The sequence below is a fragment of the Burkholderia sp. BCC1208 genome, from assembly GCF_902833095.1.
In the GTDB taxonomy this organism is placed as follows: domain Bacteria; phylum Pseudomonadota; class Gammaproteobacteria; order Burkholderiales; family Burkholderiaceae; genus Burkholderia.
In genome coordinates, this window is the sequence record NZ_CADFDY010000003.1 from 549,506 (window position 1) to 565,978 (window position 16,473).

General features: G+C 64.0%; 14 protein-coding genes and 1 pseudogene. 10 read left to right on the top strand and 5 right to left on the bottom strand.

From position 1 onward, the window contains the following. The first annotated feature begins 13 nt into the window (after positions 1–13). From HWX09_RS10060 to HWX09_RS10080, 5 genes are all read left to right on the top strand, one after another. The gene (locus HWX09_RS10060; RefSeq protein ID WP_006481008.1) at positions 14–226 is read left to right on the top strand and encodes a DUF1656 domain-containing protein; all 213 of its coding nucleotides are present in this window, start codon (positions 14–16) and stop codon (positions 224–226) included. Between the two features lies 1 nt (position 227). After that, a complete protein-coding gene (locus tag HWX09_RS10065) occupies positions 228–1,196 on the top strand; it encodes an HlyD family secretion protein (RefSeq protein WP_027786287.1) in 969 nt (322 codons plus the stop codon). Continuing rightward, entirely contained in the window at positions 1,193–2,698 is a 1,506-nt protein-coding gene (locus HWX09_RS10070) for an efflux transporter outer membrane subunit (protein ID WP_027786286.1), read from the top strand. Before HWX09_RS10065 ends, HWX09_RS10070 begins: the two co-directional genes overlap by 4 nt. 165 nt (positions 2,699–2,863) lie before the next feature. After that, positions 2,864–3,289 carry a TOBE domain-containing protein gene (locus tag HWX09_RS10075; RefSeq protein WP_027786285.1) on the top strand — a complete coding sequence of 142 codons (426 nt, stop codon included), beginning with the start codon at positions 2,864–2,866 and terminating at the stop codon, positions 3,287–3,289. 75 nt (positions 3,290–3,364) lie between these two features. Further along, positions 3,365–3,952, top strand: a complete 588-nt coding sequence (locus HWX09_RS10080; RefSeq protein ID WP_027786284.1) for a nitrogen fixation protein NifQ — start codon at positions 3,365–3,367, stop codon at positions 3,950–3,952. Between the two features lie 341 nt (positions 3,953–4,293). Here the strand turns inward: HWX09_RS10080 and HWX09_RS10085 are convergent. Together HWX09_RS10085 and HWX09_RS10090 are read right to left on the bottom strand one after the other, a co-directional pair. Continuing rightward, positions 4,294–5,355: pseudogene (locus tag HWX09_RS10085) on the bottom strand (DMT family transporter). Positions 5,356–5,812: 457 nt separating this feature from the next. Continuing rightward, positions 5,813–6,490, bottom strand: a complete 678-nt coding sequence (locus HWX09_RS10090) for a ProQ/FinO family protein (protein WP_027786283.1) — start codon at positions 6,488–6,490, stop codon at positions 5,813–5,815. A gap of 646 nt (positions 6,491–7,136) precedes the next feature. On the opposite strand from HWX09_RS10090, the gene HWX09_RS10095 reads away from it, so the two are divergent. Then, a complete protein-coding gene (locus HWX09_RS10095) occupies positions 7,137–7,727 on the top strand; it encodes a DUF2889 domain-containing protein (protein ID WP_027786282.1) in 591 nt (196 codons plus the stop codon). Between the two features lie 104 nt (positions 7,728–7,831). On the opposite strand, the gene HWX09_RS10100 is transcribed toward HWX09_RS10095, so the two are convergent. Beyond that, complete coding sequence (locus HWX09_RS10100) at positions 7,832–8,323, bottom strand: NAD(P)H-dependent oxidoreductase (protein ID WP_027786281.1); 492 nt, start codon at positions 8,321–8,323, stop codon at positions 7,832–7,834. Between the two features lie 147 nt (positions 8,324–8,470). Then, positions 8,471–9,124 (bottom strand): TetR/AcrR family transcriptional regulator, encoded by a 654-nt coding sequence (locus HWX09_RS10105; RefSeq protein WP_027786280.1) that lies wholly within the window; start codon positions 9,122–9,124, stop codon positions 8,471–8,473. Between the two features lie 83 nt (positions 9,125–9,207). On the opposite strand from HWX09_RS10105, the gene HWX09_RS10110 reads away from it, so the two are divergent. The 4 genes from HWX09_RS10110 (at position 9,208) to HWX09_RS10125 (ending at position 14,805) form a co-directional block, all read left to right on the top strand. Continuing rightward, a complete protein-coding gene (locus HWX09_RS10110; RefSeq protein WP_027786279.1) occupies positions 9,208–10,332 on the top strand; it encodes an MBL fold metallo-hydrolase in 1,125 nt (374 codons plus the stop codon). Between the two features lie 102 nt (positions 10,333–10,434). Then, entirely contained in the window at positions 10,435–11,451 is a 1,017-nt protein-coding gene (locus tag HWX09_RS10115) for an AraC family transcriptional regulator (protein WP_027786278.1), read from the top strand. A gap of 1,634 nt (positions 11,452–13,085) precedes the next feature. Continuing rightward, positions 13,086–13,781 carry a ParA family protein gene (locus HWX09_RS10120; RefSeq protein WP_027786277.1) on the top strand — a complete coding sequence of 232 codons (696 nt, stop codon included), beginning with the start codon at positions 13,086–13,088 and terminating at the stop codon, positions 13,779–13,781. After that, positions 13,774–14,805 (top strand): ParB/RepB/Spo0J family partition protein, encoded by a 1,032-nt coding sequence (locus HWX09_RS10125; protein ID WP_027786276.1) that lies wholly within the window; start codon positions 13,774–13,776, stop codon positions 14,803–14,805. The genes HWX09_RS10120 and HWX09_RS10125 overlap by 8 nt, the downstream gene beginning before the upstream one ends. A 93-nt stretch (positions 14,806–14,898) precedes the next feature. On the opposite strand, the gene HWX09_RS10130 is transcribed toward HWX09_RS10125, so the two are convergent. Next, entirely contained in the window at positions 14,899–16,215 is a 1,317-nt protein-coding gene (locus tag HWX09_RS10130; protein ID WP_027786275.1) for a replication initiation protein, read from the bottom strand. Positions 16,216–16,473 lie beyond the last annotated feature (258 nt).

A 16,473-nucleotide genomic window follows, 5' to 3' on the forward strand; every position in this document is an offset into this window, starting at 1 on the left:
TCCGAGCGCGACCATGATCGGCGAAATCGATATCTTCGGCGTGTTCGTGCCGGCCCCGCTCGTGCTGATGCTGATCGCTTACCTGATCAACATCGTCGTGCGCGCGGTGCTCGAGCGCGTCGGCTTCTACCGCCTCGTCTGGCACCGTTCGATCTTCGACCTCGGCATCTACGTGTTCGTGCTGGCCGCCGTCGTGATCGTGTCCCACCAACTCGTGGCTACCTAACGTGAAAAAAACCTGGCTCTCGGCAGGGCAAGTCCTGCTCACCCTGATCGTCGTCGTCGTGGCCGGCCTCGTGCTGTGGCGCATCATCAACTACTACATGTTCTCGCCGTGGACGCGCGACGGGCACGTGCGCGCCGACGTGATCCAGGTCGCGCCGGACGTGGCTGGCCTCATCACGTCGGTGCAGGTCGCCGACAACCAGGAAGTCAAGCGCGGCCAGGTGCTGTTCGTGATCGACCAGGCGCGCTACGCGCTCGCGGAACGGCTCGCCGAAGCGACGCTCGCGCAGCGCCGCGCGACGCTGGCGCAGGCGAAACGCGAATACGCGCGCAACGTGCAACTCGGCAACCTGGTCGCGAGCGAACAGGTCGAGGAAAGCCGCACGCGCGTCGAGCAGGGCGAAGCCAGCGTCGCCGATGCGCAGGTGTCGCTCGATACCGCGAAACTGAACCTGCAGCGCACGACGATCGTCAGTCCCGTGGATGGCTACCTGAACGACCGCGCCCCGCGCGTCGGCGAATACGTGCCGGCCGGCCGCGCGGTGCTGTCGGTCGTCGACCGCAACTCGTTCCGCGTCGACGGCTACTTCGAGGAAACCAAGCTGCGCGGCATCCATATCGGCCAGCCGGTCGACATCATCGTGATGGGCGAACCGCATGCGCTGCGCGGTCACGTGCAGAGCATCGTCGCCGCGATCGAGGATCGCGACCGCACGCAGGGCGCGAACCTGCTGCCGAACGTGAACCCGGCGTTCAGCTGGGTGCGGCTCGCGCAGCGCGTGCCGGTGCGCGTCGTGCTCGACGAGGTGCCGGACGATTTCCGGATGATCGCGGGCCGCACCGCGACCGTGTCGATGCGCGACGCCGACGCGCGCCGCAACGACAATGCAAAACCGGCCGCAGCCAGCGCCGCGTCGGCGGCCCCGACTGCGTCCGGTACGGCCGCGAGCGCCGTGGGAGCATCGCAATGAAGCGGCACGGTCTGCGCGTCGCGGCGACGCTCGCCCCGCTTGCGCTCGCCCTCGGTGCGTGCAAGTCGGTCGGCCCCGACTACACGTTGCCGCAACAGGCGTACGTCAATGCGCCGCTCGCGAACCATGCGCTCGACGACGCGAACGGCACGCTGGTGTCGCGCGACGCGGTGCCCGGCAACTGGTGGCAACTGTACGACGACCCGGTACTCGACGGGCTCGTGCGCGATGCGCTGAAATCGAACACCGACCTGCGCGTCGCCGCGGCCAATCTCGCCCGCTCGCGCGCGGCGCTGGTGGTCGCGAACGAACAGGGCGGCTTCTCGGGCAGCGCGGAAGCGGCCGTGCAGCGCGCCCAGGAATCGGCCGAGCAATACCTGCTCGAAAACAAGCTGCCGATCGTCAACGAAGGCATGGTCGGTATCAACGTGTCGTACGAGCTCGACCTGTTCGGCAAGCTGCGGCGCGGCGTCCAAGCCGCGCGGGCGGACAGCGAGGCCGTCAAGGCGGCCGGCGACCTGGCGCGCATCACGGTCGTGGCCGACGTCGTGCGCGCGTACGTCGAAGCGTGCTCGGCCGGCGACGAACTCGCGATCGCGAAGCAGTCGCTCGCGCTGCAGAAGCAGCGCGTCGCGCTGTCGCAGCGGCTGCGTGATGCCGGGCGCGGCAACCAGACCGACGTGACACGCGGCGTGACGCAGGTGCGCACGCTCGCCGCCGACATTCCGCGCTTCGAAGGCCGCCGCAAGATCGCGCAGTACCAGCTCGCCGCGCTGCTCGCACGCGCGCCGGCCGACCTGCCGAAAGCCGCCGCCGAATGCGAGCGTCTGCCGAAGCTGCGTCGGCCGATTCCGATCGGCGACGGCGCCGCGCTGCTGCGCCGCCGTCCCGACGTACGCGAAGCCGAGCGGCAGCTCGCCGCCGCGACCGCGCGGATCGGCGTGGCGACCGCCGCGCTGTACCCGTCGGTCAGCATCGGTGCGTCGGCCGGCTCGGTCGGCGTCGCCGCCGACCTGTTTTCGTCCACCACGAATCGCTGGTCGTTCGGCCCGCTGATCAGCTGGTCGTTCCCCGTCAATGGCCAGCGTGCGCGCGTGCGCGAAGCCGAGGCCGCGACGGGCGGCGCACTCGCGCACTTCGACGGCGTCGTGCTGAATGCGCTGCGCGAAACGCAGTCGAGCCTCGCGACCTATGCGGCCGACGTGCAGCGCACGGATGCGCTGCGCACGGCCTACGAATCGGCCCGCAGTTCCGCTGCCGAAACGCATCGTCTCTATGCGGCCGGCCGCGAATCGTTCATCTCCGATCTCGACGCGACGCGCACGTTGACGAGCGTGCAGGCACAGGTCGCGGCGGCTGAGGGCCAGGTCGCGGCCGACCAGGTGCGGCTCTTCCTCGCGCTCGGCGGCGGTTGGGACGGCGACGGCGCGACGGCCGCGACAGCCGCGGCGGACGCCGGCTCCCCCGTCGCGGCACCCGCGATTGGCGCGTCAGCACCGTAGCGTCATCGCCGTCGGCACGAAACGCGTGCATGACGCAACGCGCCATGACGGCGAGCGCTCCTGATTCGCGCCATGGCATCCGCGTTGACGGTACACTGGCCGATGCATTTCCATTCATCTGCCACCGCGGCCGCCCAGGCCGCGGCATCCACCCGGAGAGTCATCATGCGAACCAGCGCCCGCAACCAATTCGCCGGCCAGATCGGCGCCGTCAAACCCGGTGCCGTCAACGACGAAATCACGCTGCGCACGCAGGACGGCCTCGAGATCGTCGCCGTGATCACCCACGGCAGCGCCGCGTCGCTGGGCCTCGCGGCCGGCACGAAGGCGTTCGCGCTCGTCAAGGCGTCCTCGGTCATCGTGATGGTCGACGTCGACGGCAGCAAGGTGTCGGCTCGCAACTGCGTCGCGGGTACCGTCGCGTCGGTCGCGAAGGGCGCGGTCAATTCGGAGGTCGTGATCAAGGCCGCGGGCGGCGCGGAGATCGTCGCGATCGTCACCAATGACAGCGTCGATCGTCTCGGTCTCGCGAGCGGCACCGCCGCATCCGCGATCTTCAAGGCATCGAGCGTGATCGTCGGCGTCGAGTGATCGCGTGACGGATGCGATGGCGCTTCATCGTGCGCCGCGTATGAGTGCGGCCGGGTTCTCGTCCGGAGGTTGACGATGACCGCCTCGACCGATCACACGCATGAACGGGTGTTGCATTCGTTGCAATCCGCCGCGACCAACGCCGACGTGCCCGACGCGCAGTTGTTCGGCGCACTCGTTGCGGCACGCGCGGGTCGCAACGAGCTCTCGCTGCTGGGCTTGTCTCCCGGCCAGTTCGCCGGCCTGCTGGCCCGGCAGTTTCCGCATCTGCGATCGGTCGATACCGCCGCACTGGTGCCGACGGCCGCGCCGCCACCGTTGCCGGCCGCCCACTCGGCATTCGTCGCGACGCTGCACGCACGGCTGATGGATGACGCCAATCCGGCCGTCGCCCGCGACGACGCAGACTGCCTCGCCTCGATCGTCGCGCATGCGTGCCTGCGCCCCGATCATCTGTGGCGCGACCTCGGGCTCGATGGGCGCGACGCGGTATCCGCGATGCTCGAGCGCTTTTTCCCCGCGCTCGCCGCGCGCAACGTCGCTCATCTGCGCTGGAAGAAATTCCTTGCGCAGGAAGTGGCCGCATCGCTCGGCATGCCGCCCGGGCCCGCACCCGGCTGCCTGGGCTGCGAGGATTTCGGTTTCTGCTTTCCTCGAGCGTGATGGTCGTCGCGGCGACGTGCGTGCCGATGTCTGTTTCGTCGCATCGTCAGCCAGAACGTGTCGTTACGCGACTTCGGCGCCACGTCCCGCTTCCACGAAACTCGCGGATCGCCGATATTTCACGCAACAACGACCGCATGTTCGGCAAACGCGCAGACCGGTTGCCGGAGCGTGTTCCGCCCCCTCCGCACGATCCAGCGACGAACGGCTTCCAGTGCGCGAAGCCGGTACATGCGTCCGCGACATGCCTGCAATCCGCATTCCGGGGCCGACGATCGGCTGTCTGCGTTTCCCATAAACGGTCACCTTGGAATGTGCAGCGCTCATCGCTGACGACACGATCAGTGTCGATGCCTGTGATGAATGTCCGGAAAATGTGCGTGGCTGTGCGTGATCGGCAGATGCACGTGCGGATGCGTGTGCGGTTCGTCGCCGTCATACGGAAAGTCGTGCGCGTGCTGGTGATGGTCGTCGTGCCGATGCCGATGCGTATGCTCGAGCCGCTCGTGCGCATGCGTGTGTTCGTGCCGTTCGCGCACGTGCAGCCAGATGCCGAGCGCCATCAGCGCGGCCGCGATCCAGAACGTCGCGGGTGGCAGCGCGGGCCAGATCAGCAGCGACAGTACGACCCCGAACAGCGGGGCGATCGAAAAGTACGCGCCGGTGCGCGCGCTGCCGAGATGGCGCAGCGCGACCACGAACAGCACGAGGCTGATCCCGTAGCCGCCGAGCCCCGTCAGCATCGCCGCGGCCGTGACCGGTATCGCAGGTAGCGTCGCGCCGGTTGCCAGCGCGACGCCGATGTTCACGGGCCCCGCGATCAGCCCTTTCACGCACGCGATCACCATCGCGTCGTTCGCGGCGACCTTGCGGGTCAGGTTGTTGTCGATCGCCCAGCACAAGCATGCGCCGACGATCAGCAGCGCTCCGACCGGCACGCCGGCGCGGCCCGGCGTCCACGACAACAGCGTGCCGCCGGCGACGATCGCCACCATGCCGAGGAATACCTGCGTATCCACGTTCTCGCGAAATACGACCCACGCGATCACGGCCGTCAGCACACCTTAGAGGTTGAGCAGCAACGCGCTCGTCGCCGCCGGCGTGCTCGACAGCCCGAGCATCAACAGTGCCGGGCCGGCCACGCCGCCCGCCGCGATCGCACCGGCCAGCCACGGCAGATCGGCACGCTGCAACGGCGCGGCATCCACGGCCGGTGCGCGTCGGCTGTGCCAGCCGCGCAGCAGGATCCCGATGCCGAGCCCGACACCGCTGCCGAGATAGAAAAGGCCGGCGACCATGAACGGCGAGATCGCGCCGACCAGCGCCTTGGCGAGCGGTGTCGCGGCGCCGAACAGCGCGGCGGCCGCGAGCGCGACGAAAATCGCGGAATGTCTCGGGTTCATGGTCCGGGTCGAATTGACGTTGATGAAGCCAAGCGTGGCTTTGGGTCGGGACGGGCTGACCTTACTTTTCGAAAGGCGGGTCGTATCGTGGCGCCCGGCTTGCCCGCGCCCAGTCGGGATTATCGCGCACCGTTTTGTCCGGATGGGCGGGCGGGATCGCTCGCGCGGCGATTGACGATTCCACTCGATCATTTCGTAAAACGAATCATCTGGTCGACGCGGCGAGTTAATCAGTTATGCATAGCATTGCACAATCGAAATATCATGCGCGCCGACGTCGATCGTTAGTCGTCCGGTTGCGTTGTCTGTTCGACGAGAGGGTGATGTACCGGGAGGTTCTGCGGCGGGGGAGGCAGTCCCGACCTGCCTCGGTCGAGGCAGGTCGGTCTGTCGTGTCATGCACCGCATGCGACTTGCATGCGGGTACGCGCCGTAGGGTCGGCGAGCGCCGTGCGAATTACTCGTTGCCGGCCGCTTGCTGTTCGACCTGCGGCGCGGCGTCGGTCTGGGCCTTCGCTTCCGCTTCCGCCTCGGCTTGCGCCGGTTGCGACGCGGCAGCGGTCTCGGCCTGCTGCTCGGCCTTCGGCTGCTGCGGTGCACCCTTGGCCGATTGCGCCGCACCCTTGCCGGGGCGGCGAGCCTTCAGGCGGCGCGCACGCGCCGCGTCGTCGTGCGTCACGCGCCCGACTTCGTTGCCCTGCAGGTCGACGCGCACCGCGTCTTCGACGAGGCAGGACCAGTAGCGGTTGCCGCGGCACCACGTCGACATTGCTTCGCGCAATTCGGCTTCGTTGAGGCCGACGGCCTGCGCTTCGCGTGCGAGATCGTCCCAGATGCCGACCTTGAGCGGCACTTTCGGAGCCGGATTCTTCGGGAACGCGCGCGGAAACTTCCGCTGCAGTTTGCCGATTGCGACGATGACCGGATCGACCGGCGCCGACGGCTTCGCCGAAGCAGGCTTCGCCCGGTGCTGCGGCTTCGCGCCGGCACCCGGCTTGGCGCCGCGGGACGGCTGGTCGCCGGACTTCGGCTTCGCGCCGGCGTCCGTCGGCGCTGCCGGCCGCTTCGCGTTGCGCTCCTGCTTGGCCTTCGCTGCGAGCTGCGCCCGCAATTCGGCAAGTTGTTCAAAACCCATAAATTCAATCCACCAGGAATATAAGGTGTGGTTCGTGCGGCCGTGCCGCGCGGCATAAAAGCGTCGCCGCCGCGCGTGCGGCCGGCCTGCCGCCGATGCGGAATACTACGGGGCCGCATCGCGCACGCCACTCTGTTTCAGGCACCCGGCCTCGATGCCGGACAAGACAGGAGTGGAAGTATACCGGTACGCGGGGCGGCCGGTTGACTCGCCGGTCTGCATTTGCCCGATCCGCAACGCCGAAAATGCGTCCACGCGGTCGTGTTGCGCATTATATGGATACGTTTCCGGATGTCACGCCATTCGCGGCTACTCCCCGAAATCGGGCTGGGCGGAGACTCGATACGCAATGGTCCGCGCGACGGCCGTCGAACAGCGTCGTGCCCCATCCGCGACGCGTTGCGTTGCGTGGCGTGGCTGCCCGACGCCGCGCGACACGCCCGCCCCTTGTTTGCGCCGGCATCGGTGCACGATTCGTTGCGTCCGCATCGATCGCGTCGCGGACGAAGATATCGGAAAGTGCGTAGTATGGCCGAATCGACTTCGTTGGCAGCATGTCCCGCCTGCGTTTCACCGCACGCCTGATCGATCGGACGCGATTCCGTTGCCTGCGAAAAGACCCGGTTACGAGCGATGGAGCGGATGCATGGTTTCCCAAGACGACACCCCGCACGACGACGTCACGCGCGAGGAGATTCACCATCGGCAGATCGACATGCGCGGCTATCGGCGCAGCGATGGCCTGTTCGAAGTGACGGCCTGCCTCGCGGACCGCAAGACCAGCGATTTCAAGCCACCCGGCGGCACGCGGACAGTCGCGGCGCTGACGCCGCTCCACGATCTCGGCGTGACACTGGTCTTCGACATCGACATGGTCGTGCGCGCCGTATCCACGTTCATCCGCTCGCATCCGTATGCGCAGTGTCCGGGCGGCGGCGACTCGCTGCAGGCGCTCGTCGGATTGAACATCGGCGCCGGCTGGAACAGCGAGATTCGCAAGCGCCTGCCGTCCTGCGAGACGTGCACGCACCTGAAGGAACTGCTCGGCCCGATCGCCACGACGGCCTATCAGACGATGGTCGGCATGCGGCGATCGTCGCTCGATTACCGCGACAGCGAAGGAAAGCCGCTCAAGATAGACAGCTGCTACGCATACGGCGCATCGCGCGATCTCGTGAAACGTCTTTGGCCCGAATATCACCGGCCTCCGGCGACGGCACCGGCAAAGGACAGCTAGCGCGCCGGCATTCGGTCGGTTAGGCGGTTGTGGAACGGTATCGAGCGAACAGCCGCGGATCCTGCCTTTGTCGATTCGGTCGATAGGCGCCGCCGCATCCGTCATCAGAAAACGCCCAGCGCCAACCCCGCGGCGAGCCCCGCACCCAGTTCGGCGCAGCGCGCGAGCGCGTCGCGGTCGATCGTCTTCGTCGCGAGAATACGCTCCGGCGTCTGCGCATGCGTGCAGACGATCAGGCCGGGCGCGACGTTCTTCAACCGCCATCCGGTCGCGATCCGGTCGATCTGGCGCAATGCGTTCTGTCCGTCGCTTCCCGCGCAAATCATCGCCGCATACGGACGGCCGTTCACGCGATCGAGCGCCGCGTAGTAGCAGCGATCGAAGAAATCCTTCATCAGCCCCGACATCGCCGCAAGATTCTCCGGCGTCGCGAACAGGTACGCGTCGGCGGCCAGCACGTCGTCTGCGCTCGTCGCGTCCGCGCGCTGCAGCCTGACGTCGACGCCGGGCTGCTCGCGCGCCGCACCGGCAGCCGCTTCGGCCATCTGCTGCGTGCCTCCGGTCATCGTGTGATAGACGATCAACAGCGTCTTCATGGATAGTTGCTCGCAGTCGGCTTCGGATGCGCCGGCGGTATCGTCGAATTTGGGCCGGATAGCCGATCGTTTTCCCCGGATCGGCAGGTTTCGCGCATTGCAACGATTTTGATTGGCCCGCGCATCCGGATGCTTACGGATGCACGTTCAGTCGAGCGTGCGATGCCGCGCCGTGCCGCCGTCTGGTCGCGCGTAGTACGCGAGGAACATGTCGGTCGCCGATTCCGCCACTTTCTGCTGCTCCTGCACCGTCAACGGCGGCTGGCCCATCGTGATCTGCGGCCAGAACGCGAACGCCTTCACGGCGCCATGCAATTGATGCGCGGCGAACACCGGATCGGCGACCGACAGACGACCGGCGGCCGCCGCGGCACGCACCCAGATCGCGACGTCTTCCTCACGCTCGCCGAGGCGTTCGACCATGTCGCGCGCCCGTTCCGGCGAATGGATGGCCGCGCCGATCGCGACACGCGCCAGCGCGAGAAATGCCTCGTCGTTCATCAACCGCAATTTGCGGTCGAGCAGTGCGAGCAGTTGATCGCGCAGCGGCACGTCGGCGCGATAAGTCGGCGAGTTGCCGGTCCGGGTCGCGTCCCACAATTTGTTCAGGATCGCGGCGAACAGCGTCTCCTTGCCCGGGAAGTGGTTGTAGACGGTGCGCTTCGACACGTCCGCGCGTGCCGCGATGCGATCCATGCTCGTTGCATCGTAGCCCGCCGCAAGAAATTCCTCGATCGCCGCGTCGACGATGGCCGCGCGCTTTCGATCGGTCAGACGCTGAGGGGGAGTGCTGGTATCCATTCAGAAATTTTACACCGTGCAGTTTACTTATCCCAAAGATAAACTACACTGTTTAGTGTACTTTATTCTCCGGACGGACCCACATGGCATCGCCTCTCGTTTTGATTCACCGCATTCTGGGCCTCGCGGCCGCCCGACGTGGCCGGACGCTGCCCGGCGGTTCGCCGCAGCACAACGGCGAGCGCTTTGCCAACGTCGCGCCGCGGCCCGCCGAAGGATTGGGCAAGACGCTGGGAATCGCCTGGAACATGCTGGTCAACAAGCCGCGTCATACCGTGCCCGCCGGCGCCTTGCCCGTCGATTCGCTGACCCGCGCCGAACTCGACGTGGCGCCCGATCGCAGCCTGTACCGGCTCGGCCATTCGACGCTGTTGCTGAAGTTGCGCGGCGAATTCTGGTTGACCGATCCGGTCTTTGCCGAGCGCGCATCGCCGTTTCGGCGCATCGGCCCCAAGCGCTTTCATGCGCCGCCGATCGCGCTGGAGGATCTTCCGCCGCTGCGCGGCGTGATCCTGTCGCACGATCATTATGATCACCTCGACCGCGACACGGTGCTCGCGCTTGCCGCAACCACCGGCGTGTTCGTGACGACGTTGGGCGTCGGCGATCGGCTGATCGAATGGGGTATCGACGCGAACAAGGTCCGCCAGCTCGACTGGTGGCAAAGCATGGACGTGGCCGGGCTGACGCTGACGGCTACGCCCGCCCAGCACTTTTCCGGGCGTAGCCTGTTCGACGGCAACAGTACGCTGTGGGCGTCGTGGGTGATCGTCGACGACGACCTGCGCCTCTTCTTCAGCGGCGATACAGGCTATTTCGACGGCTTTCGGGAAATCGGCGAGCGCCTCGGGCCGTTCGACGTCACGCTGATCGAAACAGGCGCCTATGATGCGCAATGGCCGTACGTGCACATGCAGCCGGAAGAAACCGTGCAGGCCCACATCGATTTGCGCGGACGCTGGCTGATCCCGATCCACAACGGCACGTTCGACCTCGCCATGCATCGCTGGCAGGAGCCGTTCGAGCGTGTCACGGCGTTGGCGCTCGTGCGCGGCATCGAGCTGTCGACACCGAGGATGGGCGAACGCCTCGATCTCGGCGCACCGCATCGCGGTGAGCGCTGGTGGCGCACGGTCGACGACCGCGCGCCAGCGCCGGCGGCGAAATCGCGACGCCGGCAGCTTTGCGCATCGCAGGCAACGAAGTAGCCCGCCAGTCGTTGCACGTGCGTTCCGGGCAGGGGGCGTGCCGCCGGCCTCCCCTGCACGTCGACGGCCTGCCTTCGACCTGATTATTCGAGTAGAGAAGTCATGCATCCGGTATCCGTCCGATACATACCCGGCCAAGGAGACGATGACGTCGCCATCGCGGCATTCGATCAGGCAGGCCATCGTTCGATCCGCCGCAGCCGTGAAAACGAGCTGCGACAGACGCTCGCGGAGCGCGTCGCGAGATGGACCGAAGGTGTCAATCAGCTCAACACGGCCATTCCCAACTTGAGCTTTCATCGAAGGGAAGCACCGACGCTGCCGATGGAATGCATGGTCGAGCCGAGCTTCGGCCTCGTCGTTCAGGGTGCGAAGCAGGTCATGCAGAGCGGGGACGCCTACATCTACGACGCCGACCGCTTTCTGATCACGTCTCTCGATCTGCCCGGTTCGACGCAGATCGTCGAGGCCCGCCCCGACAAACCGTTTCTCGGGCTGGGCCTCAAGCTCGACTTCCGCGTCATGGCCGAACTGATGATGCAAGTCGCGCCGGATCACGACGATGCGCCAGCAGGCCGCGGACTCGTCGTCGGCGACATGACCGAACCGCTGTACGACGCGCTAAACCGGTTACTCGCGCTGCTGGACGACCCGAACGCCATTCCCGTTCTCGCACCGTACGTCGAGCGGGAAATTTACTATCGGCTGCTGACGAGCGACCAGGGCGCCCGGCTGCGCCAGATTGCGTCCGCCGGCAGTCAGTGCAACCGCGTGTCACGCGCGATCCGGTGGTTGCGCGCTCACTATGACGAGTCGTTACGCGTCGATGATCTCGCGGCGCAGGTTCAGATGAGCAGCTCGACCTTCCATCACCACTTCCGTCAGCTCACCGGCATGAGTCCATTGCAGTATCAGAAATGGATACGGCTCAACGAGGCACGTCGACTGATGCTGGCGGAGCGGCTCGACGCTGCCTCGGCGGCCTTCCGGGTCGGGTATGCGAGCCCAACCCAGTTCAACCGCGAATATAGTCGGCTATTCGGTAACTCTCCGCGAAGGGATATCGATAGCCTGAGAGGTGGCGCGGACGTCGCTCTGTCGATCGTGGCGAGTTATTGATCGCGATGGGCGACGGGGGAGATGTGCTGGTTCTGACGGGATCTCCAAGGTGCGGGATGGGCTTCTCGCACGATGGGTCGAGTGGGCTCGTTCCTCTTCCGAAGACTACGTTGTACCGGCCGCGCACCGGATTTCTTCCCGCCTCCTCCAACCTTAGCTTCTTCTCGCGATGCTCTCAGATTCCATGAATCGGGTGCTCGAGAGATGCGTTGTCACGTGACAACTGGCGCTAAATATCGGCGCACGTTGCGCTGAATTGGCGCCTCGACGCCGTTCGGTTGTGCACCGATCCGCCGGCATGTCGATGTCCTCCGGAGATGCCTCATCGAGAAACGTATCGAACACTACAAATTACGTACTATCAAAAACAAATTTGCATGCCGTTGGCATCAACTTTCACGTTGGTAGGCTGAAAAAGCATACGCCCCCATTTCTGGGCGCCGCTGTCCTCTTTTCGCGTGAAACAACATGAAGAATATGGCGCAAGCCATTGCCACACAAGGATTTCCGGCAACCACCGATTTTCGGAGAATGTTTCACGACCCGCCTCGTTTAGATCGTCACATGCTTCTGGCACGTGCATTCGGCACCAATTGCGGCCTATATACGCTGCAACCTTACGCACTTTGCTACCCCCGGTGCAACGCATCGGATACCTGCCACAAAACTAACCCCCTGCCCTATCCGAGCAGTACGAGCGGCGATGCCAAGAGCAGTACGAGCGGCGATGCCAAACTTCACGCCCACAAAAATAGGGACATATCAATACGATGACGATATCCCCTTTGGGACATACCTCGGCAATCGCTCAGTGGCATCGCGTCAGCATACGAGCGCACGCACGACGAGAGGAATCAGGTGAGCCGCCAATCATGCCCGGATCTCGCTACCCGGACGCTCCTTTGCAATGCCGCCCGGAACGCATTCTTTATACGTCCTCACGCCGCCCGAGCTTCCAGACATCGCCTCCTGTTGTCACGTGACAACTTACCGATTCAGCGACGTGCCAGGTGGACTAAAAGCTATCGGCGACGCCTTTTTCCTGAGCAATACGCCTCCTACGCAGACTGGATCGACCAACCACGGCTATTCGTTGATGATCGCAAAGTCTCTCCTCGGTGCGCGCCTGGAGGCGTTTGTCACGTGACAACCCATCTCGTCGCCAGGTAAGCGTAGGTAGTCACGAGCCACGCATCGGCAATTGAAGTTAAGCGGCTTCATCGCCACCCAAGTAGTACTCGCATCGAAGACTTCCCCGCCACGTACGCCTCGGGAGGAATCGAGTGTCCGGGGACTTGTCACGTGACAACTGCCTCTTTTCGCGCTGCCGACAACATCATGGACACGGATTCGTACCGAGCTTCGAATGGAATCAACATACGACGAGGCATGAAGTCTCAGCGCCATGGTCCGTTATCGATGTCAAAGACAGTCGCTTTCTTTATGTCGATTGTTATTTATAAACCGTAGTCGACGATTTTTTATCGAGTCACTCGCGAATAGTGTTTTGGCCATTCGGCCTATTTGTCACGTAACAACCACAATGCTCAATAAAACGTCCACGGGATCGAGCGCTTTTCTGGACATTCCATGAATAACTGCATATATTACGAAAAACTCCGTGGAGGAATTCAATGGCTTTCAAGATCGCCGTCAGTAATCAAAAAGGTGGGACTGGAAAGACAACCATCTCCGTCAACATCGCGGCTGCGTTCGAAGCCGGCGGCAACAAGGTCGCACTGATCGATGCCGACCCTCAAGGCACTTCCGTCCGTTGGGTCACGAGCGGCGAGAACACACTCCCGATGACGGTCCTGTCGCTGGCGCCCGCCGGCCGCGGCATCGGCGGCGAGATCAAGAAGCAGGACGCAAATTTCGACGTGATCGTCGTCGACTGCCCCGGCAACCTCGAAGATCCGCGTATTGCATCCGTCCTCGAAGTGGCCGACTTCTGCCTGGTGCCGCTTTCGCCGTCACCGGCCGATCTGTACAGCACCGTCGCCATGATCCGCATGATCGAGTCGATGCGTGCCGTTCGAAACCCTCAACTTTCTTCCGCATTGATGTTGAATAGTGTTAATGGAAAAACTAAAATGCGTGAAGAAATTTTAAAAATTCTAAGGGCTGAAGAAATAGGGGAGCATCTGCTCGACAGCCAGATCGCGCAACGCGAGGTCTATCGTCAGACGTTCGCGCTCGGTACCACGATCCATCACCACAATCGATACATGAAGGGCCTGAAGGAAGCCCGGGCGGAAATCGAAAAGCTGGTCACGGAAATGGCCCAATACATCGCGTCGACGCGCGCTACCGGAGCCGCCCATGGCTAAGGACACCTCGAAAGACAAGAAGCCGACCGGCAACCTGCATCTGGCAGCCGGCCTGTTGCGCGGACTCGCGCAGGAAAATGCGGCACTCGAAACGCGGCTGCCCGAGCCGGCGGCCGCACCGGCTGCCGTCGTTGAAGCGACGCCCGCCAGTGTAGCGGCCGCAACCGCGCCCGCCGGTACGTCCGATCTGGACGCGCCGCAGAAGGTGCTGGTCAAGGACTGCATCCCGAACCCGTTCAACCCGCGCGTGTTCTACTCGGAGTCGAGCCTGCACGAACTCGCGCTGACGTTGAAACGGGAAGGGCAGATCGAACCGATCAAGGTCACGCGGCTCCCCGAGTTTCCCGGCAAGCTCGTCGTGATCGACGGGCAACGCCGCCTGCGAGCGACGAGCATCAACGGCGACGAAACGATCAATGCGACGTTCCGCACGGATCACACGCCCGAACAGCTCTATACGATCGCGTATCGGGCGAACCACGACCACGAACGCCAGACGATCTTCGATGATGCGGTGGCATGGAAACGTCTCCTGGACGAGAAGGTCTTTGCCGACCAGAACACGCTGGCGGAGAAAATCGGCAAGGACAAGGCATCGATCAGCAAGACGCTGTCGCTGAACGCGTTGCCGAATACGTTGCTGGAGCGGATGGCCAGTGCAAACGACGTGGTCGGTCTGCAGGCTGCGTATTTCCTGAAGCTGATCTTCGAACGCCTGGGCGAGCCGACGGCCGACCGGCTGCTGACGGCCGTGATCGACCGGAAAAAATCCGTCCGCGATCTCGAAAATTTCCTGCGTACGCAGAGCGACGGCGCCAAGAAACCCGGACGCACACGCTACAGCGTCCGTCATGACTTCGCACTCGAATCGCGCGCGATCGGCCAGTTGAAAACCTATCCGGACGGGCGTCTGGATCTGCAGCTCAAGGGCGTCGACGCATCCCACCAGGAAGCGCTTGCCGACAAGCTCAAGACCGTCATCGACGCGTACGTCGCCGATCTGGCGGCGGCCACGTCAAAGTAACGTCCACCGGCAAAAGGTCTCGCCTCCGCACTGCGCCGCAACGCCGGACCGCACCATGGTCCGGCGAAGGCGCGCACGGCAGCGAGGCCTCGTTCAGTTGCCCGCGAGGCTGCTTTTGAGCAGGAATTCCAGCAGGTCGTCCGAGGTCGGCTCGCCCCAGGTGTCGAGTGCCAGCCATCGGAAGAAGCTGGTCTGCGCCAGCTTGCTCGCCTTTTTCTTCGGCGACAGCGTCAGGTCCTTCGAACCCGCCACCGTCTCGTTGTAACGCTCGATCAGCTTGGTCTGGTCGTCGATCTCCAACTCGCGGAAATACGCGCCGGCTTCCTCGACCTTCGCCGCCAGATACTTGTCGCGAATCTGTTCCTGCTTGCTCTGCGCGGACTCCTTCGCCGGCGCGGCTGCTTCGGTTCCCTGCCCGTCGGCCAGCGTGTAACCGTGCGTCAGCGCCTTGCGGAAGTACGCGGCGACGTTGTCGACCGGCGCCGCATTCTTCTTCGTAGTCCGATTGAGCGTATAGGCGATCGCCGCCTTGATGCGCTGCACGCCGTATTGCGTGATCAGCCGGCGCGCTTCCGAACGCGGAATGCCGAACTTCGCGACCTCGTCGACCAGCGCTTCGTTCTTGACGTCGCCTTCTTCGACCGTATCGGTGCTTTGCTTGCGCGTCACCTTGAACTGCACGGCTTCCACGCTGCGGCCGGATTTGTGTTCGATCAGCTCGAGCGTGTGGTCCGATACTTCGTTCACCTCCTGGATGCACGGCACCAGGACCTTGCTCTTGAACAGCTTGTATTCCTTGTACGACTGCGATGCCTTGTCCTGGCCGAGAATGAGGTCACGGAATTTCGGCAACGGAATCTTCGCGGTGATGCCGATCCCTTCGTAGCGCACCGTGTTTTCCCACAGCGCGAGCGAGTGCGACCGCCGGAACTCGCGCGCGATCCGCATATCGATCAGCGCGTAGATTTCGGGATTGAGCAGTTCGCTGCGAATCTGGTCGGAGAAGCTGTACTTCAGCACCGATTGCTCGAGCTCCGCGCCGGCGAGCAGGCCCGACGCTTTCCAGACCGTCGAACGGTCCGCGGCCAGGTAGTCCCAGTTGACGACGGTACTGATCAACGAGTTGACCGTGTCCTTCACGTACTTCGTGTTGTTGCTGTTCAATCCGCTCTCGTGCGACAGCGACGCGATCGAGATCGAGAAGCTCGTCCGGCCCGGTTCGAACGCCTCCTGCCGAAGCGCGTTCTTGATCAGCGAGCTGAACATCTTGCGCTGTTGCAGACCGATCTTTCCCGACTTCGGTGCGATATGAATCGCCTGGACCGCCTTGCGCAACAAGTCGGGAGGCTCGGGGGTCTGAAACAGCGAAACCTGTTTGTCTGAGCCTTTACTTGCGGGCTTGCGCGGCATCGTCGTGTCCGGGTAAGGTTGCCTTATTGAAAGCGGACTTTATACCTTTTCGTGCCGCGGAGCAACGTCCTTGCTCCAGCATCACTTTCACTATCTTATTTAACTCACTGATACAAAATGGAAAATGCCGGTTACGCGATTTGCGCAGAGCCCCATATCCATCTACCTTTTGATCAAAAAAGCCTCCCAGAAGTCGCTACCTTTCAGGGGTGCACAGGGAAACCCGGCACAAGATTTGCCACAAAGAAGGTACCCGTC